Source organism: Pseudomonas sp. Sample_14 (assembly GCF_004307515.1).
Classification (GTDB): domain Bacteria; phylum Pseudomonadota; class Gammaproteobacteria; order Pseudomonadales; family Pseudomonadaceae; genus Aquipseudomonas; species Aquipseudomonas atacamensis.
On record NZ_RCOC01000023.1, the window covers coordinates 1 to 24,100 of the forward strand.

22 protein-coding genes are annotated in these 24,100 nt (G+C 60.5%); 5 read left to right on the forward strand and 17 right to left on the reverse strand.

Going from position 1 to position 24,100, the window contains the following annotated elements; all coding sequences use genetic code 11:
* Positions 1-157 precede the first annotated feature (157 nt).
* Both D8U61_RS04620 and D8U61_RS04625 read right to left on the reverse strand, forming a co-directional pair.
* Positions 158-3,226: an efflux RND transporter permease subunit gene (locus tag D8U61_RS04620; RefSeq protein WP_125927827.1), complete on the reverse strand. Its 3,069-nt coding sequence runs from the start codon at positions 3,224-3,226 to the stop codon at positions 158-160.
* Positions 3,227-3,232: 6 nt separating this feature from the next.
* The gene (locus D8U61_RS04625; protein WP_024011758.1) at positions 3,233-4,333 is read right to left on the reverse strand and encodes an efflux RND transporter periplasmic adaptor subunit; all 1,101 of its coding nucleotides are present in this window, start codon (positions 4,331-4,333) and stop codon (positions 3,233-3,235) included.
* A 94-nt stretch (positions 4,334-4,427) separates the two neighbouring features.
* On the opposite strand from D8U61_RS04625, the gene D8U61_RS04630 reads away from it, so the two are divergent.
* A complete protein-coding gene (locus tag D8U61_RS04630; protein ID WP_024011757.1) occupies positions 4,428-5,063 on the forward strand; it encodes a TetR/AcrR family transcriptional regulator in 636 nt (211 codons plus the stop codon).
* Positions 5,064-5,170: 107 nt separating this feature from the next.
* Here the strand turns inward: D8U61_RS04630 and D8U61_RS04635 are convergent, their stop codons facing one another.
* Positions 5,171-5,950: a class I SAM-dependent methyltransferase gene (locus tag D8U61_RS04635; protein WP_177433302.1), complete on the reverse strand. Its 780-nt coding sequence runs from the start codon at positions 5,948-5,950 to the stop codon at positions 5,171-5,173.
* Positions 5,951-6,045: 95 nt separating this feature from the next.
* Here D8U61_RS04635 and D8U61_RS04640 point away from each other — a divergent pair, with 95 nt between their 5' ends.
* The gene (locus D8U61_RS04640; RefSeq protein WP_016770666.1) at positions 6,046-6,666 is read left to right on the forward strand and encodes a hypothetical protein; all 621 of its coding nucleotides are present in this window, start codon (positions 6,046-6,048) and stop codon (positions 6,664-6,666) included.
* A 3-nt stretch (positions 6,667-6,669) separates the two neighbouring features.
* On the opposite strand, the gene D8U61_RS04645 is transcribed toward D8U61_RS04640, so the two are convergent.
* The 7 genes from D8U61_RS04645 to ppc all read right to left on the reverse strand — a co-directional run bounded on the left by D8U61_RS04645 (position 6,670) and on the right by ppc (position 14,010).
* Positions 6,670-7,362 (reverse strand): extensin family protein, encoded by a 693-nt coding sequence (locus D8U61_RS04645; protein WP_123443063.1) that lies wholly within the window; start codon positions 7,360-7,362, stop codon positions 6,670-6,672.
* A 2-nt stretch (positions 7,363-7,364) separates the two neighbouring features.
* Positions 7,365-8,201 (reverse strand): isocitrate lyase/phosphoenolpyruvate mutase family protein, encoded by an 837-nt coding sequence (locus D8U61_RS04650; RefSeq protein ID WP_130926497.1) that lies wholly within the window; start codon positions 8,199-8,201, stop codon positions 7,365-7,367.
* Between the two features lie 30 nt (positions 8,202-8,231).
* Complete coding sequence (locus D8U61_RS04655; RefSeq protein ID WP_125927839.1) at positions 8,232-9,092, reverse strand: DUF72 domain-containing protein; 861 nt, start codon at positions 9,090-9,092, stop codon at positions 8,232-8,234.
* A complete protein-coding gene (locus tag D8U61_RS04660; RefSeq protein WP_130926498.1) occupies positions 9,092-9,400 on the reverse strand; it encodes a hypothetical protein in 309 nt (102 codons plus the stop codon). Before D8U61_RS04660 ends, D8U61_RS04655 begins: the two co-directional genes overlap by 1 nt.
* Before the next feature lie 258 nt (positions 9,401-9,658).
* A complete protein-coding gene (gene tsaB / locus D8U61_RS04665) occupies positions 9,659-10,333 on the reverse strand; it encodes a tRNA (adenosine(37)-N6)-threonylcarbamoyltransferase complex dimerization subunit type 1 TsaB (RefSeq protein ID WP_130926499.1) in 675 nt (224 codons plus the stop codon).
* 95 nt (positions 10,334-10,428) lie between these two features.
* Positions 10,429-11,079 (reverse strand): adenylate kinase, encoded by a 651-nt coding sequence (gene adk, locus D8U61_RS04670; protein ID WP_024011750.1) that lies wholly within the window; start codon positions 11,077-11,079, stop codon positions 10,429-10,431.
* 300 nt (positions 11,080-11,379) lie between these two features.
* Positions 11,380-14,010 carry a phosphoenolpyruvate carboxylase gene (gene ppc / locus D8U61_RS04675; RefSeq protein ID WP_110600163.1) on the reverse strand — a complete coding sequence of 877 codons (2,631 nt, stop codon included), beginning with the start codon at positions 14,008-14,010 and terminating at the stop codon, positions 11,380-11,382.
* A gap of 213 nt (positions 14,011-14,223) precedes the next feature.
* Between ppc and D8U61_RS04680 the strand changes: the two genes are divergently transcribed.
* From D8U61_RS04680 to D8U61_RS04695, 3 genes are all read left to right on the forward strand, one after another.
* Positions 14,224-14,568: a hypothetical protein gene (locus tag D8U61_RS04680; RefSeq protein ID WP_016771500.1), complete on the forward strand. Its 345-nt coding sequence runs from the start codon at positions 14,224-14,226 to the stop codon at positions 14,566-14,568.
* Between the two features lie 378 nt (positions 14,569-14,946).
* Positions 14,947-15,351: a DUF4398 domain-containing protein gene (locus D8U61_RS04690; protein WP_024011747.1), complete on the forward strand. Its 405-nt coding sequence runs from the start codon at positions 14,947-14,949 to the stop codon at positions 15,349-15,351.
* 55 nt (positions 15,352-15,406) lie between these two features.
* Positions 15,407-16,195: an OmpA family protein gene (locus tag D8U61_RS04695; RefSeq protein ID WP_024011746.1), complete on the forward strand. Its 789-nt coding sequence runs from the start codon at positions 15,407-15,409 to the stop codon at positions 16,193-16,195.
* 236 nt (positions 16,196-16,431) lie between these two features.
* Here the strand turns inward: D8U61_RS04695 and D8U61_RS04700 are convergent, their stop codons facing one another.
* The 7 genes from D8U61_RS04700 to D8U61_RS04730 all read right to left on the reverse strand — a co-directional run bounded on the left by D8U61_RS04700 (position 16,432) and on the right by D8U61_RS04730 (position 24,091).
* Positions 16,432-16,761: a hypothetical protein gene (locus D8U61_RS04700; protein WP_125927847.1), complete on the reverse strand. Its 330-nt coding sequence runs from the start codon at positions 16,759-16,761 to the stop codon at positions 16,432-16,434.
* Positions 16,758-17,663, reverse strand: a complete 906-nt coding sequence (locus tag D8U61_RS04705) for an alpha/beta hydrolase (protein WP_122699370.1) — start codon at positions 17,661-17,663, stop codon at positions 16,758-16,760. The genes D8U61_RS04700 and D8U61_RS04705 overlap by 4 nt, the downstream gene beginning before the upstream one ends.
* Positions 17,664-17,812: 149 nt before the next feature.
* Entirely contained in the window at positions 17,813-19,063 is a 1,251-nt protein-coding gene (locus D8U61_RS04710) for a flavohemoglobin expression-modulating QEGLA motif protein (protein WP_166554750.1), read from the reverse strand.
* Between the two features lie 221 nt (positions 19,064-19,284).
* The gene (locus D8U61_RS04715) at positions 19,285-19,998 is read right to left on the reverse strand and encodes a TetR family transcriptional regulator (RefSeq protein WP_130926501.1); all 714 of its coding nucleotides are present in this window, start codon (positions 19,996-19,998) and stop codon (positions 19,285-19,287) included.
* A gap of 105 nt (positions 19,999-20,103) precedes the next feature.
* The gene (gene lysS, locus D8U61_RS04720; RefSeq protein ID WP_024011743.1) at positions 20,104-21,606 is read right to left on the reverse strand and encodes a lysine--tRNA ligase; all 1,503 of its coding nucleotides are present in this window, start codon (positions 21,604-21,606) and stop codon (positions 20,104-20,106) included.
* A 79-nt stretch (positions 21,607-21,685) separates the two neighbouring features.
* Positions 21,686-22,781 (reverse strand): peptide chain release factor 2 gene (gene prfB / locus D8U61_RS04725; RefSeq protein ID WP_099758102.1). Its coding sequence is split into 2 segments (ribosomal slippage): positions 21,686-22,708 and positions 22,710-22,781, totalling 1,095 coding nucleotides; the frame shifts between segments, so codons are not numbered across the junction.
* Positions 22,782-23,089: 308 nt separating this feature from the next.
* On the reverse strand, positions 23,090-24,091 hold the full coding sequence (locus D8U61_RS04730) for a PleD family two-component system response regulator (protein ID WP_024011741.1): 1,002 nt from the start codon (positions 24,089-24,091) through the stop codon (positions 23,090-23,092).
* Positions 24,092-24,100 lie beyond the last annotated feature (9 nt).

The following is a 24,100-nucleotide window of genomic DNA, read 5'->3' on the forward strand; positions in this document are numbered from 1 at the left end:
CCGAACGTAGGAGCAAGCGTTTTGGGTTACCTTTTTGGCGTTTGAAAAAGGTGACCCGCCGTAAGGGCGGAACCGTAATCAGCAACACCCACAGCAACGGATATTCACCCAAAACCCCAAGTCATGGTCGGCCCGAAGGCCGCCACGACAAAGAAACTCAACCCTCCCGACGAACCCTGAACCAGGCCGCATACAACGCCGGCAAAAACAACAGCGTCAGCGCAGTCGCAACAATCAACCCGCCCATGATCGCCACCGCCATCGGCCCGAAAAACACACTGCGCGACAGCGGAATCATCGCCAGCACAGCCGCCAGCGCCGTCAATACAATCGGCCTGAAGCGCCGAACCGTAGCCTCGATAATCGCCTGCCAAGGCTTAAGCCCCGATGCAATATCCTGCTCGATCTGATCGACTAGAATCACCGAATTGCGCATGATCATCCCGGACAACGCGATCGTCCCGAGCATCGCCACAAACCCGAACGGCTGGCGGAACACCATCAGAAACAACGTCACCCCGATCAAGCCCAACGGCGCCGTCAGAAACACCATCGCCGTACGCGAGAAACTGCGCAACTGCACCATCAGCAAGGTCAGCACCACGACAATGAACATCGGCACCCCGGCATTCACCGACTTCTGCCCGCGCTCGGAGTCCTCCACCGTGCCGCCGACATCCAGAAGATAACCATCAGGCAATTCGGCGCGAATCGGGTCCAGCGTCGGCATGATCTGCTTGACCAGCGTCGCCGGTTGCTCCTTGCCATAAATGTCCGCGCGTACGGTCACGTTCGGCAGGCGGTTGCGGTGCCAGATGATGCCTTCCTCGAAGCCGTATTCCAGCGTGGCAATCTGCGACAACGCCACACTGCGGCCGTTATCGGTCGGCACCGCGAGACTCGGCAATAACGACAACTCAGTGCGCTCATGCACGGTGCCGCGCAGCAGAATCTCGATCAATTCGTTGTCTTCGCGGTACTGGCTGACCGTCGAGCCGACCAGCGAACTCTGCAGGAATTTCGCCAGATTCGCCGTGCTCACACCAAGCGCACGGGCGCGATCCTGGTCGATATTCAAGTAGACAACTTTGCTCGGCTCCTCCCAGTCCAAATGCACGTTGACCACATGCGGATTCTCGCGAACCTTTGCTGCCACCTTGCGCGCCAACGCACGGACTTCTTCGATGTGCTCGCCAGTGACGCGGAACTGCACCGGATAGCCAACCGGCGGCCCGTTTTCCAAACGGGTGACCCGCGAACGCAGGGCCGGGAACTGTTCGTTGAGGGTTTCGATCAACCAGCTGCGCAGCGCTTCACGCTCTTCGATGGTTTTTGCCAACACCACGAACTGGGCAAAACTCGCCGCCGGCAGTTGCTGATCCAGCGGCAGGTAGAAACGCGGCGAGCCGGTGCCGACGTAGGCCACATAATTGTCGATGCCGGCGTGCTCCTTGAGCAGCGCTTCGAGGCGTTTGACTTCACTGGTGGTATTGGCCAGCGAAACACCTTCGGCCAGTTTCAGGTCGACCATCAACTCCAGCCGGTTCGAAGCCGGGAAGAACTGCTGCGGCACAAAGCGGAACAACATCACCGAGGCGATAAACAGGCCCACGGTGAGCACGATCACCGTCTTGCGATGGGCCACGCACCACTCCACCAGACGCCGGACGCGCTGATAGAACGGCGTCGCATACGGATCCGGTTGACCATCGCCAGTGCCGTGTTTTGCCGCGTGAATTTTCGCCAGATCCGGCAGGAGTTTTTCCCCCAGATACGGCACGAACATCACCGCCGCGACCCATGAGGCGAGCAAGGCAATGGTCACTACCTGGAAAATCGAACGGGTGTATTCGCCGGTGCCGGACTGGGCAGTGGCAATCGGCAGGAAGCCGGCGGCGGTGATCAGCGTGCCGGTGAGCATCGGGAATGCGGTGCTGGTCCAGGCATAACTCGCCGCGCGAATCCGGTCGAAGCCCTGTTCCATTTTGATCGCCATCATTTCCACAGCAATGATCGCGTCATCCACCAACAAGCCCAGCGCCAGCACCAGCGCACCGAGGGAAATCTTGTGCAGACCGATGCCGAGGTAATACATGCAGGCGAAGGTCATCGCCAGCACCAGCGGAATGGTCAGCGCGACGACCATGCCGGTGCGCACACCGAGGGAAAAGAAGCTCACCAGCAAGACGATCGCCAGTGCCTCGACCAGTACCTGAACGAACTCGCCGACGCCGGTTTTTACCGCTGCCGGCTGATCGGACACCTTGCGCAACTGCATGCCGGCCGGGAGGTTTTTCTGGATCCGCGAGAACTCGCCCTCCAGCGCCTTGCCCAGGACGAGAATGTCGCCGCCGTCCTTCATCGCCACGGCCAGACCGATCGCGTCGTCGCCCATGAAACGCATGCGCGGCGCCGGTGGGTCGCTGAAACCGCGACGCACATCGGCAATATCGGAGATACGGAACGTACGATCGGCGACGCGGATCGGAAAGTTCTTTATCTCATCGACTGTCTGAAAATTCCCCGAGACGCGTAGCTGCAAGCGCTCGCTGCCGGTTTCGAAGAACCCCGCCGTGGATACCGCGTTCTGTTCCTCCAGCGCCTGCTGCACCGCCGCCAGCGGCAAGCCGAGGGTGGCGAGCTTGACGTTGGACAGCTCGACCCAGATTTTCTCGTCCTGCAGGCCGAGCAGTTCGACCTTGCCGACGTCCTTGACCCGCTGCAGCTGAATCTGGATGCGGTCGGCGTAATCCTTGAGCACGGCGTAGTCAAAACCGTCGCCGGTCAACGCATAGATATTGCCGAAGGTAGTGCCGAACTCATCGTTGAAGAACGGCCCCTGAATTCCCGGCGGCAAAGTCTGGCGGATATCGCCGACCTTCTTGCGCAATTGGTACCAGAGGTCGGGAATGTCCTTGGAGTGCATCGAATCGCGAGCAATGAAAGTGACCTGGGATTCACCGGGGCGTGAGAACGACATGATGCGTTCGTACTCGCCGGTTTCCATCAGCTTCTTTTCGATGCGTTCGGTGACCTGGCGCGAGACCTCCTGCGCGGTCGCACCGGGCCAGCGGGTCTGAATGACCATCGCCTTGAAGGTGAACGGCGGGTCTTCACTCTGGCCGAGTTTGGTGTAGGACAACGCGCCGACAACGGCGAGCAAAAGCATCAGGAACAGTACGATCTGGCGATTACGCAACGCCCATTCGGAGAGGTTGAAGCGCATCGGGGCTTACTCCTTGTTCGCCAGATTGACCACACGATTGGAGCGATCCACTGGTCGCACCTGCTGGCCGTCGAGCAATACGTGAACGCCGGCAGCCACCACCCAATCGCTGGCATTCAAGCCTTCGAGCACCGCTACGCTCTTCTCGCCGAACGGACCGACCCGTACCGGAGTTTTCTTCAACGTGTTGTTGCCGTTGACCACCCAGACGTAGGTCGCGCCGTTTTCAGCGGTCAGCGCGGAAAGCGGTATGGACAGCGAGACACTGTCAGCCGCTTGCACGAACACCCGGGCGCTCTGCCCCAGTTCAGCCGGGACTTTGCCGCTGGTGAACGAGATACGCGCAGCAAAAGTGCGTGAGCGCGGGTCGGCGGACGGCGACAACTCGCGGATCTGCCCGGCGAAGCGTTGATTCTGCTGTGCCCACAATTCCACGGTAACCGGCTGACCGACCTTGAAGCGGCCGAAGCTTTGCTCCGGCAGGCTGATCAATACTTCGCGCTCACCATCGGTGGCGAGGGTGAACACGGTTTGCCCGGCAGCGACCACCTGACCGACTTCCACCGAACGCTTGGCCACCACACCATCCTGCGGCGCACGCAGCACCGCGTAACTGGCTTGGTTGGTCGAAACGTTGAATTCGGCTTTGATTTGTTTAAGGCGGGCTTCGCCGGAGCGATATAGATTTTCGGCGTTGTCGTAGGCCGAGCGGCTGACCATCTGCCGATCCATCAGGGTTTTATAGCGATCGCGCTCGGCGCGCACCAGATTCAGATTGGCCTCGGCGGCGGCGACCTGCGCGCGGGTGGCTTCCAGTTGCAGGCGCACATCCTGCGGATCGAGTTCGGCCAAGGGCTGATCGGCTTTGACGCGCTGGCCTTCGTCGACCAGTCGTCGGCTGACTTTGCCGCCGATGCGGAATGCCAGATCAGGCTCATAACGGGCACGCACCTCGCCCGGATAACTCTCCATCGCCTGCGCCGAAGGCTCGGGCTGTACCACCATGGCCGGGCGTACGGTGACTTTGGTCACCTCTTCCTGACCGCACGCCGATAACAGGAACGCCAGACTGACTGGCACGGCAAAGGACAACGCATGGCGGAACATGGTGACGGACCTTTCGCGAATGAGGCTTGGAATATTTATACTGGCGGGTATGGTATTAATAGCAAACTCACCAGTCCAGTATTAAAAGCGAAGAATGTCGAACAATCTTTCAGCTCCAAACGGCCCGGGCCGCCCCAAGGATCTGGCCAAACGCCAAGCGATCCTGGATGCGGCGAAAACCCTGTTTCTCTGCCATGGCTACGCCAACACCAGCATGGACGCGGTGGCTAGCGAGGCCGGCGTGTCGAAGCTGACGGTCTACAGTCATTTCAACGACAAGGAGACGCTGTTCTCCGCTGCTGTCGTCGCGAAATGCGAGGAACAATTACCGCCGCTGTTCTTCGAATTGCCGGACGGCATCGCGGTGGAAAATGTATTGCTGAACATTGCCCGAGGCTTCCACCAACTGATCAATAGCGATGAATCGGTAAACCTGCATCGTTTGATCATGGCGCTGGGCAGTCAGGACCCGAAGCTGTCGCTGATCTTCTTCGAGGCCGGCCCAGAGCGCGTGGTCAACGGCATGGAAGGTCTCCTGGCGAAAATCCATGCAACCGGCGCGCTGAGCATCGATCAGCCACGCAATGCCGCCGAGCACTTCTTCTGCCTGATCAAAGGGGCGGGAAATTTTCGTTTGTTGTACGGTTGCGGCGAGCCGCTGACTGGAGAAGCAGCGGAACGGCATGTGCGGGAGGTGGTGGGGTTGTTTATGAGGGCGTACAAACCCTGACAGTTTTGCGGTGCTTGTGCAGACCGCTTCGCGAGCAGGCTCGCTCCCACACTGGAATGCATTTCAATTGTGGGAGCGAGCCTGCTCGCGAATGGGGCGACGCGCTCTCAGGGTTTGAGCGCTTTCTTCGGATAAATGTCATACCGGCTCGATTTGCCATCCAGCGCATGGCTCGGTTTCGGCCCTTCGATGCACGGTGCCTTGCGCGGGCGCTTCACCACCACCCGGTGCGTGGCCAGTGCCAGTGCGGCTTCAAGCAGGGCCGGGGCATCCGGGTCATCGCCCACCAGCGGGCGGAACAGGCGCATCTCTTTTTTCACCAGCGCGGTTTTCTCGCGATGCGGGAACATCGGGTCGAGATAGATCACCTGCGGCGCTTCCCCTTCCCAACTGCGCATCACTTCGATGGAGTTGCCCTTGAGCAATTTCATCCGCGCCACGATCGGCGCTACATCGAAATCTTCTGCCGCCCGGGCCAAGCCGTCCTCAAGCAGTGCGCCGATCAGCGGCTGGCGCTCGATCAGGCTCATTTCACAACCGAGACTGGCCAACACAAACGCGTCCTTGCCCAGCCCCGCCGTGGCATCGAGGACGCGCGGGCGCACGCCTTGGGCGATGCCGACAGCCTTGGCAATCATCTGCCCGCTGCCGCCGCCATACAAACGACGATGCGCCGCGCCGCCTTCGACGAAATCGACCCGCACCGGTCCCGGGGCGTCCGGGCCAAGCTGCTGCAACTGCAAACCCTGCTCGCCGACCTGCAAGGCGAACTCACCGTCGGCCTCGCCGAGCGGCAGGCCGAGACGTTCGGCCCAGTGTGCGGCTTGCGTTTGAAACGCTGAGGCGAGGGCCTGGACATGGATGCGGCAGGCCGCGGGTGACTCGATCATGAAAAAACGCTCAAAAAAGTTAAGGATCGACAAAAACCGCCGATAAACCATTCAACGCGCATTTTGCCAGAGCTGAGCGTCAACCGAAAAAAATGTCAGGCATTCTTCCCACATCGATTGGCTACGTTTCGCCCCATGGCGACTTCAGCCGTCATAACACTCAAGCACTGAGCGGCGTCAGTCACCTGTGGCAGGATTTCTTTGCCCAGGCCCTGGCCGAACAGACGAGTGAAGTGGTGCCTGCCTGTGGCACGTTTCCACCGGTTGACCTGAACAGCCCGGAAGAACCAACCGTTGGCAGCGAGTTGCACGCGCACATCGTCAGCCAGCGTGAGTGCGACGTGGTCGAAACCCAGGTTCGCCCGCCAGAGCCACTGTTCCTGCCGATCGCCGAGTTCGAAATGGAGCTGCTGGACAAGCCGTTCCCACCGTTCCCGCCAGAAGAACTTAAAGCCCAGCAAGAGCAACAGGATTTCGACAGCAGTTGGGTACGCCCGATTGTGATCAACAATGGCCAGCCACTGCCGGAGCCAGGCCCTGCTCCGCAGAAACGTCCGCTGTACCTGCCGATCGCCGAGTTCGACCTGGACTTGCTGCAGAAGCCTTACCCGCCGTTCCCGCCGGAAGAAATCGTCGAGCAACAGAAAGCCCTGGACTTCGATAATGGCTGGGCGCGCCCGATCGTTCTGCAGAACCTGCGCCTCGCCGCCTGATCCTCAGCGACACACGCTCCAGCGCCCGACATCGACATGAAAGTGATTGCGATGAGCGGCGTTGTAGTCCGGACTCAACACCACACTGAATGACTCACAGGCGCCGTCACGCAGCTGGCGCAGAAACTCTGCGTCCTGATTCTGCTTGGGCCAATCCTTGAGCACGCTGATCGTGCGCCCGTCAGCCAGGCGGAAACCGGCGATGTCCAGCGCGTCGGCACTCGCATGTCGGCTGAGAGCGCCGCTCTCACGGTTGTAGACATTGCGACAGGCGAAGCTGCCGAGGTGATCGACCCGCGCCACTTTCTGTCCATAAAGCGATTGCGCCGCCGGTTGCAGGGTGTGGTGTTCAAACATTGCGTAGGCCACCGCCAGCGGGCAACTGGCGATGAAACTGCTGCTCAGCGCCACTTCACCGCCCTGCACCCGCAGAGCAGCGATCAGCGGACACTTGGCGCCCGGGCTGTCGGCCTGGGGGCTGACGCGCAGATCCGAGCTGCTCAGCGCCTGTGCGCAAAGCTCGGGATCACTGCGCAGGCGCATGAGTTTGTAACCGGTCAGCCAGTTGGGCGCGGCTTTTATGTCCAATGGCGCCCACGGGTTCCACTGCGGCGGCACCTCCAGCCAGCCGCGCCAGACACTCACCGCTGCGCCACCCATCGCGAGCAACACCCCCCAGAACAGCCAACGTCCCATGCTCAGTCCTTGAAGAATTGATTGGCCTTGGCGTACGGCATCGACTGTGACGTGAAACCAAAGGTGCCGGATTGCTGGATTTCTTCAGCAGCGCGGAAGAGCTCGCCGAACGCCGCCAGCGCCAGTGCCGAGCCGGTGCTGATGCGGCGTACGCCCAGTTCCTCGAGCTGTTGCACGGTCAGTTTCAAACCGCCAGACATCAAAACGTTGATCGGCTTCGGCGCCACGGCTCGCACCACTGCCAGCACTTCTTCGGCGCTGCGCAAACCCGGCGCATAGAGCACGTTGGCACCCGCCGCGGCAAATGCCTGCAAACGGCGAATGGTGTCGTCGAGATCGGGATTACCGTGCAGGTAATTTTCCGCGCGAGCCGTGAGAATGAAGGGAAACGGCAGGGTGCGCACCGCCGCGACGGCGGCTTCAATCCGTGCGACGGCGTGTTCGAAGCAATAGATCGGCGCGTCCGGACGTCCCGTAGCGTCCTCGATCGACCCGCCCACCGCGCCCGCCTCGGCGGCGCGCAACAGACTCTGCGCAGACTCGACCGGATCATCGGCAAAGCCGTTTTCCAGGTCCACCGCCACCGGCAGATCCGTCGCCGTGACAATCGCGCGGACATTGGCCAAGGTTTCGTCGAGACTCAGTGCGCCATCAGCCTTGCCCTGGGAAAACGCGTAACCGGCGCTGGTGGTGGCCAAGGCCTGATAGCCAAGACTGGCGAGCATCTTCGCCGAGCCGGCATCCCACGGATTGGGGATGACGAAGATCCCCTGGCGATCATGCAGGGCCTTGAAGGCTTGGGCTTTGAGGAGTTGCTGTTGACTGACTTGGACGTTCATCGACGGGCTCCCGGACAGAAAAAAACCGCCTCAGAGCAAGCCAAGCTGCTCGGCGGCGGGTTCTCTGTATAGCTCAGGCAGCGCGGGCAAGCCAGGCAAACGTTGCATCAGTTGTGCGTGAAAACGTTGCGCCAGTTTCGCTGCCAACAGGTTGTCGGCGGTATGCAGAAAGACGTAGGGCGTGCGGCCCTCTTCGATCCATTCAGCGACTTTCGCCACCCACGGCACAAGAAACGCATCGTTGGCCTCAAGCTCGGGATGGCCGATGAAGCGCACCTGTGGAAACTGCGTGAACGCCGCCGGACGCGTCGGTACACGCGGTTTTTTCGACTGCGCGTGGATCACCGAGGACTCGGTCGACAAGCAGCTGAACAGCGCGCGCGGGTCGAGACAGATGCGCTCGACACCGCGATCCAGCAACAGACGATTGAGCAGACGCTCGCTCTCGCCCTTGGCGAAGAACTGTTCATTGCGCACCTCGACCGCAAGCGGGCAATCCAGCGCATCGATAAACGCCGCGAGCTCCGGCAGACGCTGCGGCGTGAAGCTTTTCGACAGTTGCAGCCACAGCGGCGAAACACGTTCGCCTAACGGCTTGAGTAATTGCAGGAAGGTTTCGGCAGCGGTCAGTTGCTCGCGCAAGTCGCCGCTGTGGCTGATGTCGCCGGGGAATTTGGCAGTGAAGCGAAAGTGCGCCGGCATGATCTCGGCCCAGCGCTGTACAGTGGCTGGCGACGGGCTGGCGTAGAAGGTGGTGTTGCCTTCGACGGCGTTGAACACCTGGCAGTAGAGAGCGAGAAAGTCGGAGGTTTTTGCGCCTACCGGATACAGATACTCGCGCCAGGCATTTTCGCTCCAGGACGGGCAACCGAGGTAGTAAGGCAGATCCATCAGATATACAGATCGAGGCCCAGCACGTCTGCGTCCCAATCGACAAAACCGGCGGTGCTCAGGTAGCTGGCCAGAGCCATGGCTACGCTTTTCTTCATCGCGCGGTGGTAGATCATGTCTTGCTGGCGGGCAGGCAGGTTGCTCAGGCGTTGCGCGGTGGCTTGCGCGGCACGAGCGGCCATCTGCTCTTCGCTCGGGAATTCCAGCTCGCCGTCGATGATGTCGACAGATTCATCCAGCGCCGCATTGCTTTTACGCGGCTTGCGCTTGATGGGGTAGGACTGAGTGGAAACGCCGTCTATACGCATAATGTCATGCTCGGTATCAATGATGGCAATTTAGCGGCACTTGACCGACTTAGCAAACCGCCGAGTGATAACTAGAACACATAAAGCGCAAAAGGTTTTAAGCGAGGGGGCAGAAACTGACGATTGGCGATATTTGTATGTGACCAGCGAACCTGTGGGAGCGAGCCTGCTCGCGAAGGGTCAAGCACATTCAACACATACAGTGACTGACCAAAAGCCTTCGCGAGCAGGCTGGCTCCCACAGGAGAAAGTGTCGAATCAGCGGGCTTTCGGGGTGGCGACTTTATCGCGCAGGTAGACCGGCTGGGCGTCATCTGCCGGGATCGCCTCACCGCGCTCCCAGGCGAAACGCGCCAGGGTCAACAGGTCTTCGGCGTGGGGCAGCATGCCGGCGTCGGAGCCACTCAGATTGACCGCGATGCGCTCACCATAACTCCAACCGGTACCGGCACCGAACCAATCGCCATTGGCGTCAGCCGGCAGCGCGGCGACTTCCGGTGGTAGAACGGCTTCGGCACCAACCAGACGCATCTCCCCCGCCGTCTCGCGGTAGCAGCCCCAATACACTTCATCCATCCGCGCATCGATGGCGGCTGCCACCTGGCTTGCGCCATGTTCACGAAAGCCACGCTGTGCCAGCACGGCAAGGTTGGATACCGGCAACACCGGACGATCCAGAGCAAAGGCCAAACCCTGCACCACACCAATGGCAATGCGCACACCGGTGAACGCGCCCGGGCCACGGCCGAAGGCAATCGCGTCGACCGCTTGCAACGTGGTGCCCGCATCGGCGAGCAATTGCTGGATCATCGGCAGCAGCTTCTGCGCATGCAGACGCGGGATCACCTCGTAATGGCTCGTGACCTTGCCGTCATGCAGCAAGGCAACGGAGCAAGCTTCAGTCGCGGTGTCCAGGGCCAGCAAGGTGCTCATCGATGTTTCCAAAACAGGGGTGGGGAAAAAAGTGCGTCAGTATAAACAACTACGGCCCGCAAGCGGGCCGTGGATGATGCAGCCGATCAGACTTTTCAGCTCAGCGCGGCCAACACCTTGGCGGTGATTGCATCAACCGAACCCACGCCTTCGATGTGGCTGTACTTTGGCTTGCCGCCGTTGTTGGCGGAAAGGTTCTTATAGAAATCCACCAGCGGTTTGGTCTGCGAATGGTAGACCGACAGGCGATGACGCACGGTTTCTTCGGTGTCGTCCTTGCGCTGCACCAGCTCTTCGCCGGTGATGTCGTCCTTGCCAGCCAGTTTCGGCGGGTTGTAGACGATGTGGTAAACGCGGCCGCTGGCTTCGTGAACACGGCGACCGGCAATACGCTGCACGATTTCTTCGTCTTCTACAGCGATCTCGACCACGGCATCCAGCTCGACGCCGGCAGTGACCAGCGCTTCAGCCTGTGGAATGGTGCGCGGGAAGCCGTCGAACAGGAAACCGTTGGCGCAATCAGGTTGAGCGATGCGGTCCTTGACCAGCGCGATGATCAGGTCATCCGACACCAGGCCGCCGGCATCCATGATGCTCTTGGCTTGCACGCCCAGTGGAGTGCCAGCCTTGACCGCAGCACGCAGCATGTCGCCGGTGGAGATTTGCGGAATGCCGAATTTCTCGGTGATGAACTTTGCCTGAGTACCTTTACCGGCCCCGGGAGCTCCCAGCAGAATGACGCGCATCGATGTGCTCCTCAATTTTTTATATAAAAGCTTTACAAAACAAAGGATTCGCTCGTAACAGGCGGATCCTGAAAATACGGGTCGTGGCCGCACAAACGGCCAAAGGCTGATCAAGATACACAGCAGGCTGCGCCCACACAAGACGCCAAAAGTCGGAGAAACCGACGCCCGCCGTGACCTCGCGACGCGGTAACCCAAGTCGCAACCCCATCAATAACTGTCGCTTCGCGGCACTTTCCTACGCCAGGAGAAGCGGCATCCGACCCTTGTCGCGAACGCCGCCAGAGGTGCTCAGCAACCTTAGCCGGTATTGCGCAATCCGGCGGCAATCCCTGCTACAGACACCAGCAGCGCCTGTTCCACCGGGCTGCCCTGCTCGACATCCTGCTGCCGCGAACGCGCCAACAGCTCGGCCTGCAATAGATGCAGCGGGTCGAGGTAGGTGTTGCGCAAGCGGATGAATTCGAGGGTGTCGGGGCTGTGCGCCAGCAGCTGCGACTGCCCGGTCAGGCCAAGCACGACGGTGCATGCCTGCGACAATAGGTCGCGTAACTGCGCGCCCAACGGCAGCAGATCGGCTTCGACCAAACGTTCGTCATAGGACTGCGCGATATCCGCGTCGGCCTTGGCCAAGACCATTTCCAGCATGTCGATACGAGTGCGGAAGAACGGCCACTGTTCGCGCATCTGCCCCAGCAGCTCACCTTCGCCGCGCTCCAGCGCCTTGCTCAGCGCCGTCTCCCAGCCCAGCCAGGCTGGCAGCATCAGTCGCGTCTGGGTCCAACCGAAGATCCACGGAATTGCCCGCAGGCTTTCGATACCGCCGGCACGGCGTTTGGCCGGGCGACTGCCGAGCGGCAAACGTCCGAGCTCCTGCTCCGGGGTCGACTGACGGAAGTACTCAACGAATTGCGGATTTTCCCGCACCACCTGGCGGTAAGCGCTGACACCGTCCGCCGCCAATTCGTCCATCAGATGGCGCCATTCCGGAGTCGGCGGCGGCGGTGGCAGCAAGGTCGCTTCGAGCACGGCGGCCAGATACAAATTGAGGTTTTGCTCGGCGATGTCCGGCAGGCCGAATTTGAAACGAATCATTTCGCCCTGTTCGGTCGTACGGAAACGCCCGGCCACCGAACCCGGTGGTTGCGACAGAATCGCCGCGTGCGCCGGACCGCCACCACGGCCAACGGTGCCGCCGCGACCGTGGAACAGCAGCAGCTCGACTTGCTGTTCGCGGCAGATTTCCACCAGGCGCTCCTGCGCGCGATATTGCGCCCACGCCGCAGCGGTGGTGCCGGCGTCCTTGGCCGAGTCGGAATAGCCGATCATCACTTCCTGCGGGCCATGCAAACGCGCGCGATAGCCCGGCAATAGCAGCAGACGTTCCATCACCGGTCCGGCGTTGTCGAGGTCGGCGAGGGTTTCGAACAGCGGCACCACGCGCATCGGCCGCAGTACGCCGGATTCCTTGAGCAGCAGTTGCACCGCGAGCACGTCGGAAGCGGCGCCGGCCATGGAGATCACGTAGGAGCCCAGCGACGCAGCGGGCGCGGCGGCGATTTCCTTGCAGGTGTTGAGCACTTCGGCGGTGTCCGCCGATGGTTTGAAATGCGCGGGCAGCAACGGTCGACGGTTGCTCAGCTCCTCGGTGAGGAAGTTGATGCGCTGTTCTTCATCCCAATCTTCGTAGCGGCCGAGGCCGAGGTAATCGGTGATTTCGGTCATTGCCGAGCTGTGCCGGGTCGAATCCTGACGCACATCGAGGCGCACCAGAAACAGGCCGAACGTCACCGCCCGACGCAGGCAATCGAGCAACGGCCCGTCGGCGATGACGCCCATGCCGCACTCGTGCAGCGAGTTGAAACACAACTGCAAAGGCTCGAGCAGATCGCGATTGTCGTGCAGCACATCGGCGGTTGCCGGGGTCGGCGCGGTCAATGCAGCGTGCGCCCAGTTGCGTGTGGCGCGCAGGCGTTCGCGCAATTGTTTGAGCACTGCGCGATAAGGTTCGGCGCTGTCGCCGGCCTTGGCCTTCAGCGCATTGCTGGCCTGCTGCATCGACAGTTCGGCAGCCAGATGATCGACGTCGCGCAGGTACAAGTCAGCGGCCATCCAGCGCGCCAGCAGCAAGACTTCACGAGTGACGGCGGCGGTGACATTGGGATTGCCGTCACGGTCGCCGCCCATCCATGAGGCGAAGCGGATCGGCGCGGCTTCCAGCGGCAAGCGCAGGCCCGTGGCGGCGAACAGCGCCTGATCCGCCTTGCGCATATGGTTGGGGATCGCCTGCCACAACGAATGCTCGATCACCGCAAAGCCCCATTTGGCTTCATCGACCGGCGTCGGGCGGGTGCGGCGGATTTCTTCGGTGTGCCAGGCTTCGGCGATCAGCCGCTGCAGTTTGCTCTGGATCTGCTCGCGCTCGGCGCTGGTCAGGTCGCGATGGTCCTGCGCGGCCAGTTGCGCGGCGATCGCGTCGTACTTCTGGATCAACGTGCGTCGCGCCACTTCGGTGGGGTGCGCGGTCAGCACCAGTTCGATTTCCAGCCGCGCCAGTTGCCGGGCCAGAGATTCGGCGCTGTGCCCTTCACTGCGCAGGCGCGCGAGCAGTTCCGGCAACACCCGCGATTCGAACGGCGCCGGTTGCGACTCCTCGCGGCGATGGATCAGCTGATATTGCTCGGCGATGTTGGCCAGGTTGAGAAACTGGTTGAAGGCCCGCGCGACCGGAAGCAATTCGTCTTCGCTCAATTGATTGAGGCTGGCGCTCAGTTCAGCGTCCATCGAGCCGCGCCGGTCGGCCTTGGCGCCCTTGCGAATCTGCTCGATCTTGTCGAGGAACGCCTCGCCGTACTGGTCTCGAATGGTGTTGCCCAACAGCTCTCCGAGCAGGTGAACATCTTCGCGCAAGCGTGCATCAATATCGGTCATCAGCAGTTCTCCAGCGGTAATCGGGGACAGCGCAGAAACGAATGCTTTGCCAGAGAGTGCCGCTCTGCGCCGCTTCTTACAAGCAGGCGACGAATTGACTTTAAACCTTGCCGGCGAAAGCTAGTCTCAACAGTAAGCCGTACGACGGCCCGCCGCCGGCGCTGCCGGACACTCACCCAGGCCTGCCATCAGCAGGCGCTAAATGAGGTCATCATGAAAATTCGTGAACTCGCCCAGCATTGGGAAGAAAACGCCAAAGGTCGCCTGACCGACACCGGCTACACGATTCATCTGGACGTCGAGGCCGCCGCGCGCCTGGCGGCAATTGCCGAGATGTATCCCAAACGGCATCCCGAGGAACTGCTCGGCGAACTGATCGGCGCCGCGCTTGAGGAGTTCGAAGCGAGCCTGCCGTATGTGAAGGGTTCGACGGTGGTGGCGACCGATGAGGAAGGTGATCCGTTGTATGAGGATGTCGGCCCGACGCCGCGTTTTCTGGCGTTGTCGCGGCGGCATCTGCATGATTTGTCCTCGGCTGAGAACAAGCAGAAGCACTGATCCGACACACATCACAAATGTGGGAGCGAGCCTGCTCGCGAATGCGGATTTTCATCCAGCATTTGCGCTGGCTGACACATCTCATTCGCGAGCAGGCTCGCTCCCACATAGGCTGTATTCCAGTTCGTAAATTGGTTTATCAACAGACAAATTACACCCGCGCGTACCGCTCCAAAGCCCCAAAGTTCCCGTCCCAGAGCCTTGTCCAAACGGTCAATTTAATTTTTGGCGATAGGCCATCTTTTCTGAACTTTTCAAAAATGCCGCCGGTCGGAACAGGTAACCACGCCTGGAACGAGCGTTTCAATTCGCGTCTACAAGCGATGCTTTCGCCTCCTCTGCCAGGATGGATTCAGTTGTATTTTCAGGAGATGCCTAATGGAGTTGAAGACCATGAAAACCCAAACCTCGTTTTCCCACCTGCGCGGTCTGAAACTGGCCGCTCTGGCCATCGGCACCAGCTTCGTACTGGCCGGTTGCGCCGGTAATCCTCCGACCGAGCAGTACGCCGTGACCCAATCGGCCGTCAACAGCGCCGTCAGCGCTGGCGGTACCGAGTTCGCTGCGGTGGAAATGAAGCAGGCTCAGGACAAACTGAAACAAGCTGAAATCGCCATGCACGACAAGAAGTATGACGAGGCCCGTCGCCTGTCCGAACAGGCTGAATGGGACGCTCGCGTCGCTGAACGCAAGGCTCAGGCCGCCAAGGCCGAACAGGCTGTGAAGGATTCCCAGAAAGGTGTTCAGGAACTGCGTCAGGAAAGCCAGCGCACTGTGCAGTAAGCGCGCATCCCGACCGCAAAGCTGAAACTCTTACCGATAGAAAGGACGACAAATTATGCGTAAGCAACTGATGATTCCCGCTCTTCTGGCCGCAAGCGTTGCACTGGCTGCCTGCTCCACCCCGCCTAACCCGAACCTGGAACAGGCGCGCACCAACTACGCCGGCCTGCAGGCCAACCCACAGGCGAGCAAAGTCGCGGCACTGGAAACCAAAGACGCCAGCGATTACCTGGACAAGGCCGACAAGGCTTATCTGGACAAGGAAGACGCAGCCAAGGTTGACCAACTGGCTTACCTGACCAATCAGCGCGTCGAAGTGGCCAAGCAGACCATCGCTCTGCGCACCGCTGAAAACAACCTGAAAAACGCCGCTGCCCAACGCGCCCAGGCTCGTCTGGATGCCCGTGACCAGCAGATCAAACAGCTGCAGGACAGCCTCAACGCCAAGCAGACTGATCGCGGTACGCTGGTGACTTTCGGTGACGTGCTGTTCGCCACCAACAAGGCTGATCTGAAATCCAGCGGCCTGGTGAACATCAACAAACTGGCGCAATTCCTTCAGGAAAACCCGGATCGCAAAGTGATCGTCGAGGGTTACACCGACAGCACCGGCACCGCGAGCTACAACCAGTCGCTGTCCGAGCGCCGCGCGACTTCCGTGCAGATGGCTCTGATCAAGATGGGCGTCGACCCTTCGCGCATCGTCGCTCAGGGTTATGGCAAGGAATACCCAGTAGCGGATAACGGCAGCGTTTCGGGTCGTGCGATGAACCGTCGTGTGGAAGTGACCATCTCCAACGACAACCAGCCAGTAGCACCGCGTTCTTCGGTGAGCTCGAACTAAGCTTCACCCGGTAACGCAAAAGCCCCGCCTGACTTGATCAGGCGGGGCTTTTTTTGTGGGATCAGACATCGTAGCCCCTCACCCCAGCCCTCTCCCGAGGGAGAGGGAGCCGATTTGTGCCGCTTTCAAAACTTGTGTTCGGCGCAATGGATCAGGTCGACGTAGCTTAAACAAACACCTCGGTCAGTCCCCTCTCCCTCTGGGAGAGGGTTAGGGTGAGGGCTGAACCTGCAGAATCACTTCTCGAGTTTCTGCGGAGTATCTTCGCCCATACACCGCACAGCTTTTTTCTGCGCGTTGATCAACACCCCGGTCAGGCCTTTCTGTTCGGTATCGAACAGCACCAGCACGCCATCAATGCACTGCGCCACTTGCGGCGCAGGTGTCAGCGAGACTTTGTAGTCCTCGCCCGGCACGGTCTTGAGCATGGTGAATTCGCTGAGCAGCAACGCATCCTCCGGCTTGGCGAAGTGCAGGTAGCCGTAGTACCACAGCGCCCCGACGGTGCCGAGGATGCTGCAGATACCGGTGATGATCAGCGGGATGGCATTACGTTCTTCACTCATTGCGGGGTCTCATCTTCGGAATTCGGGGGCGGCGGATAATTGGGGATTTCGCCGAGGCGGCGCAGGCCGTCGAAGTGTTCGGGGTCGTCGAGATAGCGCAGCATGACCTGACGCCACACCGGGTCGCCGAAGGTCTGCACATGACCACCACGGGTCAGTTGCAACACACGCGGCGGCGGCGCTGCCTGATACAGGCGAATGCCGTTGGCCATCGGCACCAGCGGATCGTCGATGCTATGGAAGATCAGCTTCGGCACGCCGGTCAGCTGCGCCATCGAGTTGATTGCGCTGTCGCCGTCCGGCACCAGCCACGACAGCGGCACTTGCAATGGCCAGGTCAGCCACGAAGTGCTGAGGGCGAATTGGCCGACGCTGCGATAACTGGCCGGCACGCCATCCAGCACCAGGGCCTTGAGTTGTTTTTGCCGCTCCGGGTGCTGCGCCAGCCAATGCACCGACATCGCGCCGCCCAGACTCTGCCCGAGCAGCACCAGCGGTTTGCCTTTGACCTCGGGCGCGTTGTCGAGCCAGGCGAACGCGGCGTCGATGTCCTGGTAGATCGCCGGCAGGCTCGGCTTGCCTTCGGACAAACCGTAGCCGCGATAGTCGACCAACAAGACCTGATAGCCGTTCTTCGGCAACCACCAGCTGCCGCCCAGATGCATCGGAAGATTGCCGCCGTTGCCGTGCAGATGCAGGACCGTGCCTTTGACCTCGACGCCAGGTTTGGCCGGCAGCCACCAGGCGTTGAGCTTCAAGCCATCGGCGGTGATCAGGGTGACGGTGCGGTATTCGAGTTTGGCTTTGTCCGGGGTGAAGATCTGGCCCGGTTCCGGGTAGAACAGCAGCGAACTGCAACCGCCGAGGGTCAAGAGCAGGCAAAGGATGCCGAGGATTCTCATCCGGTGAAACCTCGCGAAATTTCAGGTTGAAATACGGTTGGATCGTTCCCACGCTCGGCGTGGGAATGCCGCCATGGACGCTCTGCGTCCACCGTGACGCGGAGCGTCATGGGATGCATTCCCACGCGGAGCGTGGGAACGATCAGCTATCAGAGGATATTGGAGTAATCCGCCTCAATCCGGTCCAGACTCAAATGGTTGAGGAAGTTGGAGAAACACATCCACGCCGACAACGCATTCAAGTCACGGAACTGATCCGGCAGATACTTCGGCGGCACCACCAGGCCTTCATCCACCAGTTGGCGCAAGGTCCGCATGTCTTCCAGTGTGGTCTTGCCACAGAACAACAACGGAATCTGCTCAAGCTTGCCCTTGCGCACGGCCAACTGAATGTAGTTGTAAACCATGATGAAGCCCTTGAGGTAGGACAAGTCTTTGGTGAATGGCAGACCGGTCGGCGTCGAGCCACGGAAAACCCGGCTGGCGTTGCCGTAGCTTTCGGCCATCTCGAAACCCTGCTCGCGGAAGAATTCGTAGATCTGCAAGAAGTCCGCGCCCTCCTCGACCATATGAATCGCACGGGTGCGGTTGGTCAGTTTGCGCAGGCGACTCGGGTAAGAAGCGAAAGTGATGATTTCCATCAGGATCGCCAGACCTTCCTGGGTCACCGTCGACGAGGGCGGGCCTTTCGACAGGAAGGTGCAGATTGGCTGGTTCAAACCGTTGAGCGTGGTGCCGACATGCACCAGGCCTTCGTGGACTTCCAGTGCGCGCACGTCGCGGTCGTTGAACAGCGCGTCGGTGCGGATCTTGATGTAGTCAGCGCCTGCGGCGGCATCCGCGACGATGCCGTCGGATTCGAACACGCGAATGGTTTCTTCGGCCTCACCGAATACCTTGTTCAGTCGGGTCTGCAGCAGGTGCACCGCGTCTTTGGCGGTGAGGATTTTCGGTTCGTCCTTCAGATCGCCGCGCCCGTCGATGTTGTTCAGGTAGTCGGACATCATCAGACCGAGGTCGGCCAATGTCGGGTCACCGGCGTGGAAGGCATCGGACGCCGCGCCGTACAGCTCTTGCGAGATCAGGCCGAAGTCCTCGGTGCCGCGCGCCTCGAGCATGCGCACCACCATGCGGTATTCCTTGCACATGCGCCGCATGATCTGCCCGACCGGGTTGAACTGACCGAGCTGGCGGGTGATGTCGCGCTCGATGTTCTGGAATTCCAGTTTGACCTGGCTCGAATCGAACGACAGCGGGCGGTTGAGGTAGTAGTCGCGATCCACCGCCGGCATTTCCTTGCCTTTGGCCTTGAGAAAACCCTTGCGCACGTTGTCGTCCCACTTGACCGCATCGAGCACGCGGATCGGCGTCTGCGCCAGCACAATGCGATCGGACAACATGCGTATCGTCTGCTGGTAATCGTCCACCCGAAACTCCTGTAGAAAACGTGACGTGCTGAAACTCAGACTTTTGATCGTTCCCACTCTCTGCGTGGGAATGTCGCCCGGGACGCTCCGCGTCCCTTTTTGCTGCGTGACGCAGAGCGTCACAGGATGCATTCCCACGCGGAGCGGGGGAACGATCATAAACGGCTCGCTCCCACAGGGTGTAGCGTGAAACGCTAGACCGACGCCAGCACCAGGTGCATATACCGCGTCAGAATCCCGAGCATGTCCTCTTCGGCCAGAGGCTCGGCGTCGTTGAGCAGGCCCTGATATTCCATCCGGCCGATAATCGCCGTCAACACCTTGGCATCCTGCTGCGGTTCGCGCGAGCCCAGTACCTGGAACAACTGGCAGGTGCCCTGCAAGAGAATCTGCTGATGCGAGCGCACCAGAATCGCCAGACGCGGGTTGAGCAGTGCTTCCTGGCGGAACGCCTGTTCGGCCATCAGATGCTCGCGGCGGTTGATCAGTTGCCGATGCACGTAATCGGCCATCAGCCGCGCGATGTCATCGGCCAGTTGTGAGCGCGACTCCGGGCTGCCGTCGGCGCTGACCACCATTTCGCGCAGCAGACCTTCGTTATTGATCCACAACTTGGCCATGTACGCCGCGCTGCGTTCAACGTATTGGGCGAAGGTATCGGTGAGCAGGTCATCGATGTCCTTGAAGTAATACGTGGTCGCCGACAGCGGCACGCAGGCCTCCGCCGCGACCGCACGATGGCGCACGGCACGCACGCCGTCGCGCACGACAATGCGCATCGCGGCGTCGAGAATGTCCTGGCGACGCTGCTCACTGCCCTGTCGGCTGGCCTTGCGGCCCTGGTACTGAACACTTTCAGCGACCGCAGTGGCGATACCCGCTGCACCTTCTTGAGCTAATGCACCCATCACGACAGCACTTCCTCTACTAATGCCAAATTAACCAATTGATACATTTGTACCAGACAGGCAATAAAAAGCCGCCTGTTTTAGGCGGCTTTTCAACTGAAACGTTTACGCTTGCGGTCGCATGTGCGGGAACAGGATCACATCGCGGATCGACGGCGAGTTAGTCAGCAACATCACCAGACGATCGATGCCGATACCTTCACCGGCGGTTGGCGGCATGCCGTACTCCAGCGCACGGACGAAGTCGGCGTCGTAGTGCATGGCTTCGTCGTCGCCGGCGTCCTTGTCGGCCACCTGCGCCATGAAACGCTCGGCCTGATCTTCGGCGTCGTTCAACTCGGAGTAGGCATTGGCGATTTCACGACCACCGATGAACAGCTCGAAGCGGTCGGTGACGTTCGGGTTCTCGTCGTTACGACGGGCCAGCGGCGACACTTCGAACGGGTACTGAGTGATGAAGTGCGGCTGCTCCAGCTTGTGCTCGACCAGTTCTTCGAAAATCATCACCTGCAATTTGCCCAGCCCCTCGAAGCCCAGCACCTTGGCGCCGGCCTTCTTGGCGATGGCGCGAGCCTTGTCGATGTCGTTCAGATCATCGGCAGTCAGCTCAGGGTTGTACTTGAGGATCGAGTCGAACACCGACAGACGCACGAACGGCTCGCCGAAGTGGAACACCTTGTCGCCGTACGGCACGTCGGTGCTGCCCAGTACCAGCTGCGCCAGCTCGCGGAACAATTCTTCGGTCAGGTCCATGTTGTCTTCGTAATCGGCGTACGCCTGATAGAACTCCAACATGGTGAATTCAGGATTGTGACGAGTCGAAACGCCTTCGTTACGGAAGTTGCGGTTGATCTCGAAGACTTTCTCGAAACCACCGACCACCAGACGCTTCAGATACAGCTCAGGGGCGATACGCAGGAACATTTCCATGTCCAGCGCGTTGTGGTGGGTTTCGAACGGCTTGGCTGCAGCGCCGCCGGGAATGGTCTGCAGCATCGGCGTTTCGACTTCGAGGAAGTCGCGCTTCATCAGGAAGCTGCGGATGTGCGCGATCACTTGCGAACGCACGCGGAAGGTCTGGCGCACGTCTTCGTTGACGATCAGGTCGACGTAACGCTGGCGGTAGCGCTGCTCGGTGTCGGTCAGGCCGTGGTGCTTGTCCGGCAGCGGGCGCAGCGACTTGGTCAGCAGGCGCACGTTGGTCATTTCAACGTACAGGTCGCCTTTGCCGGAACGCGCCAGGGTGCCTTCGGCGGCAATGATGTCGCCCATGTCCCAGGTTTTCACCGCAGCCAGGGTTTCTTCGGACAGCGTCTTGCGGTTGACGTAGACCTGAATGCGCCCGGTCATGTCCTGGATCACCATGAACGAGCCACGGTTGAGCATGATGCGACCGGCAACCTTGACCGGGATTGCAGCCTCTGCCAGCTCTTCCTTGGTCTTGTCCGCGTACTGTTTCTGCAAGGCATCGCAGTAGTTGTCGCGGCGGAAGTCGTTCGGGAAGGCATTGCCCTTGGCGCGCTCGGCAGCAAGCTTTTCCTTGCGCAGGGCGATCAGGGAGTTTTCTTCCTGTTGCAGGGCTTGCGGGTCGAGTTGTAGGTCGCTCATGTCTTTAAGTATTCCATCAGGTTCGTTGCCCCCAGCCTTCGGCTGGGGATCGCGGGCGAGCCCGCTCCCACAGAGGGTGTTACAGGCCGGATTTCAGGCTGGCTTCCAGGTACTCGTCGATGTCGCCGTCGAGCACCTTGTCGCAATCGCTGCGTTCGATGTTGGTCCGCAGATCCTTGATCCGCGAGGCATCGAGCACGTAAGAGCGGATCTGGTGACCCCAGCCGATATCGGACTTGGTGTCTTCCAGCGCCTGCGAGGCCGCATTGCGCTTCTGCATTTCCTGCTCGTACAACTTGGCCCGCAGCATTTTCATCGCGGTGTCCTTGTTGGCGTGCTGGGAACGCTCGTTCTGGCAGCTGACCACGGTGTTGGTCGGTACGTGGGTGATACGTACGGCCGAGTCGGTGGTGTTTACGTGCTGACCACCGGCACCGGAGGAACGATAGGTGTCGATCCGCAGGTCTGCCGGGTTGATTTCGATTTCCACCTTGTCATCGATCTCTGGCGAGACGAAAACAGCGGAGAACGAAGTGTGGCGACGGTTGCCGGAGTCGAACGGGCTTTTGCGCACCAGACGGTGCACGCCGATCTCGGTACGCAGCCAGCCAAAGGCGTATTCGCCCTTGATGTGCACGGTCGCGCCCTTGATCCCGGCGACTTCACCGGCGGACAGTTCCATGATGGTCGCGTCGAAACCGCGTTTGTCGGCCCAGCGCAGGTACATGCGCAGCAGGATGTTGGCCCAGTCCTGCGCTTCGGTACCACCGGAACCGGCCTGGATGTCCAGGTAGGCGTTGTTCGGGTCCATTTCATGGCTGAACATGCGGCGGAATTCCAGCTTGGCCAGATTTTCCTCGAGACGGGCCAGCTCGGCGACGACATCGCCCACTGCGCCTTCGTCGTTTTCTTCGACGGCCATGTCCAGCAGGTCGCGGCAATCGGCCAGACCGCCGTTCAGTTCGTCGAGGGTGTCGACGATCTGCGCCAGCGCGGCACGCTCGCGGCCCAGCTCCTGGGCGTATTCAGGTTTGTTCCAGACACTCGGATCTTCAAGCTCGCGGTTGACCTCGGTCAGACGCTCATGCTTTTGATCGTAGTCAAAGATACCCCCGAATAGTTTCGGAGCGCTCGGACAGGTCCTTGATGGTGTTCAGGATCGGGTTGATTTCCATGACGGGCAGCACTCGTTGGCGAACTTTTGAAAGCCGGCGAGTATAACGTAAACAGGCTGTCGCGGCAGCCCGTCTGGCGGTGAATGGGCCGAGATTGCTGCCCTCACCCTAGCCCTCTCCCGGAGGGAGAGGGGACCGATCGGGGGATATTTGAAAAATACGCCGAAATAGAATGGCTTCGCCGAATCCGTGATCGCCAAGCCTGAAGATCCACAATCGCTGCGATCTCTCAGGTCGATGTCTGGCCCGAGACACCTCGGTCGGCCCCCTCTCCCTCCGGGAGAGGGCTGGGGTGAGGGCATCGGCCGTTACTCGATCCCGACCTGATTGCGCCCATTGTTCTTGGCCAGATACAACCCGCGATCCGCCGCCGAAATCAGCAGCCGGCAATCACTGCCCGCCTGCGGCACCATGGTCGCCAGACCGATGCTGATGGTCAGACTGGAACCCTCGGCCGGCGTGTTGTGCGGAATTTTCAGCGCCGCCACAGTCTGGCGCAGTTTTTCGGCCAACAGCCGCGCGCCGCCCGGCGAAGTGTTTGGCAGGACCAGCACAAACTCCTCGCCGCCATAACGCGCCGGCAGGTCCGATGGCCGCGAGCTGGCGTCACGGATGGCTGCGGCGACCTTGCGCAACGCTTCATCGCCTTCAACGTGGCCAAAACTGTCGTTGTACGACTTGAAGTAATCGACGTCGATCATCAGCAGTGAAAGCTGCGTCTGATCGCGCAGCGAACGGCGCCACTCCAGTTCCAGATACTCGTCAAAGTGACGACGGTTGGACAGCCCGGTCAGGCCATCGGAGTTCATCAGCCGTTGCAGCACCAGATTGGTGTCGAGCAACTGCTGCTGGCTGACCCGCAACGCACGGTACGCGGCGTCGCGTTGCAGCAATGTCATGTAGGAACGCGAGTGGTAGCGGATCCGCGCGACCAGTTCGATGGTGTCCGGCAGTTTCACCAGATAATCGTTGGCGCCAGCGGAAAACGCCGCGCTCTTGATCAGCGGGTCTTCCTTGGTCGAGAGGACGATGATCGGGATGTCCTTGGTCGCCGGATGATTGCGGTATTCGCGCACCAGGCTCAGGCCATCAAGGCCGGGCATCACCAGATCCTGCAGGATCACCGTCGGTTTGATCCGCACCGCCTGGGCGATGGCCTGCTGCGGGTCGGAGCAGAAGTGGAAGTCGATGTTTTCCTGATTCGACAGCCCACGGCGCACCGCTTCGCCGATCATCGCCTGATCATCCACCAACAACACCATGGCGGCGTTCTCGTCGGTTTTAATGTCGTCGATCTGTAAATCATTCATGAGCGGTCA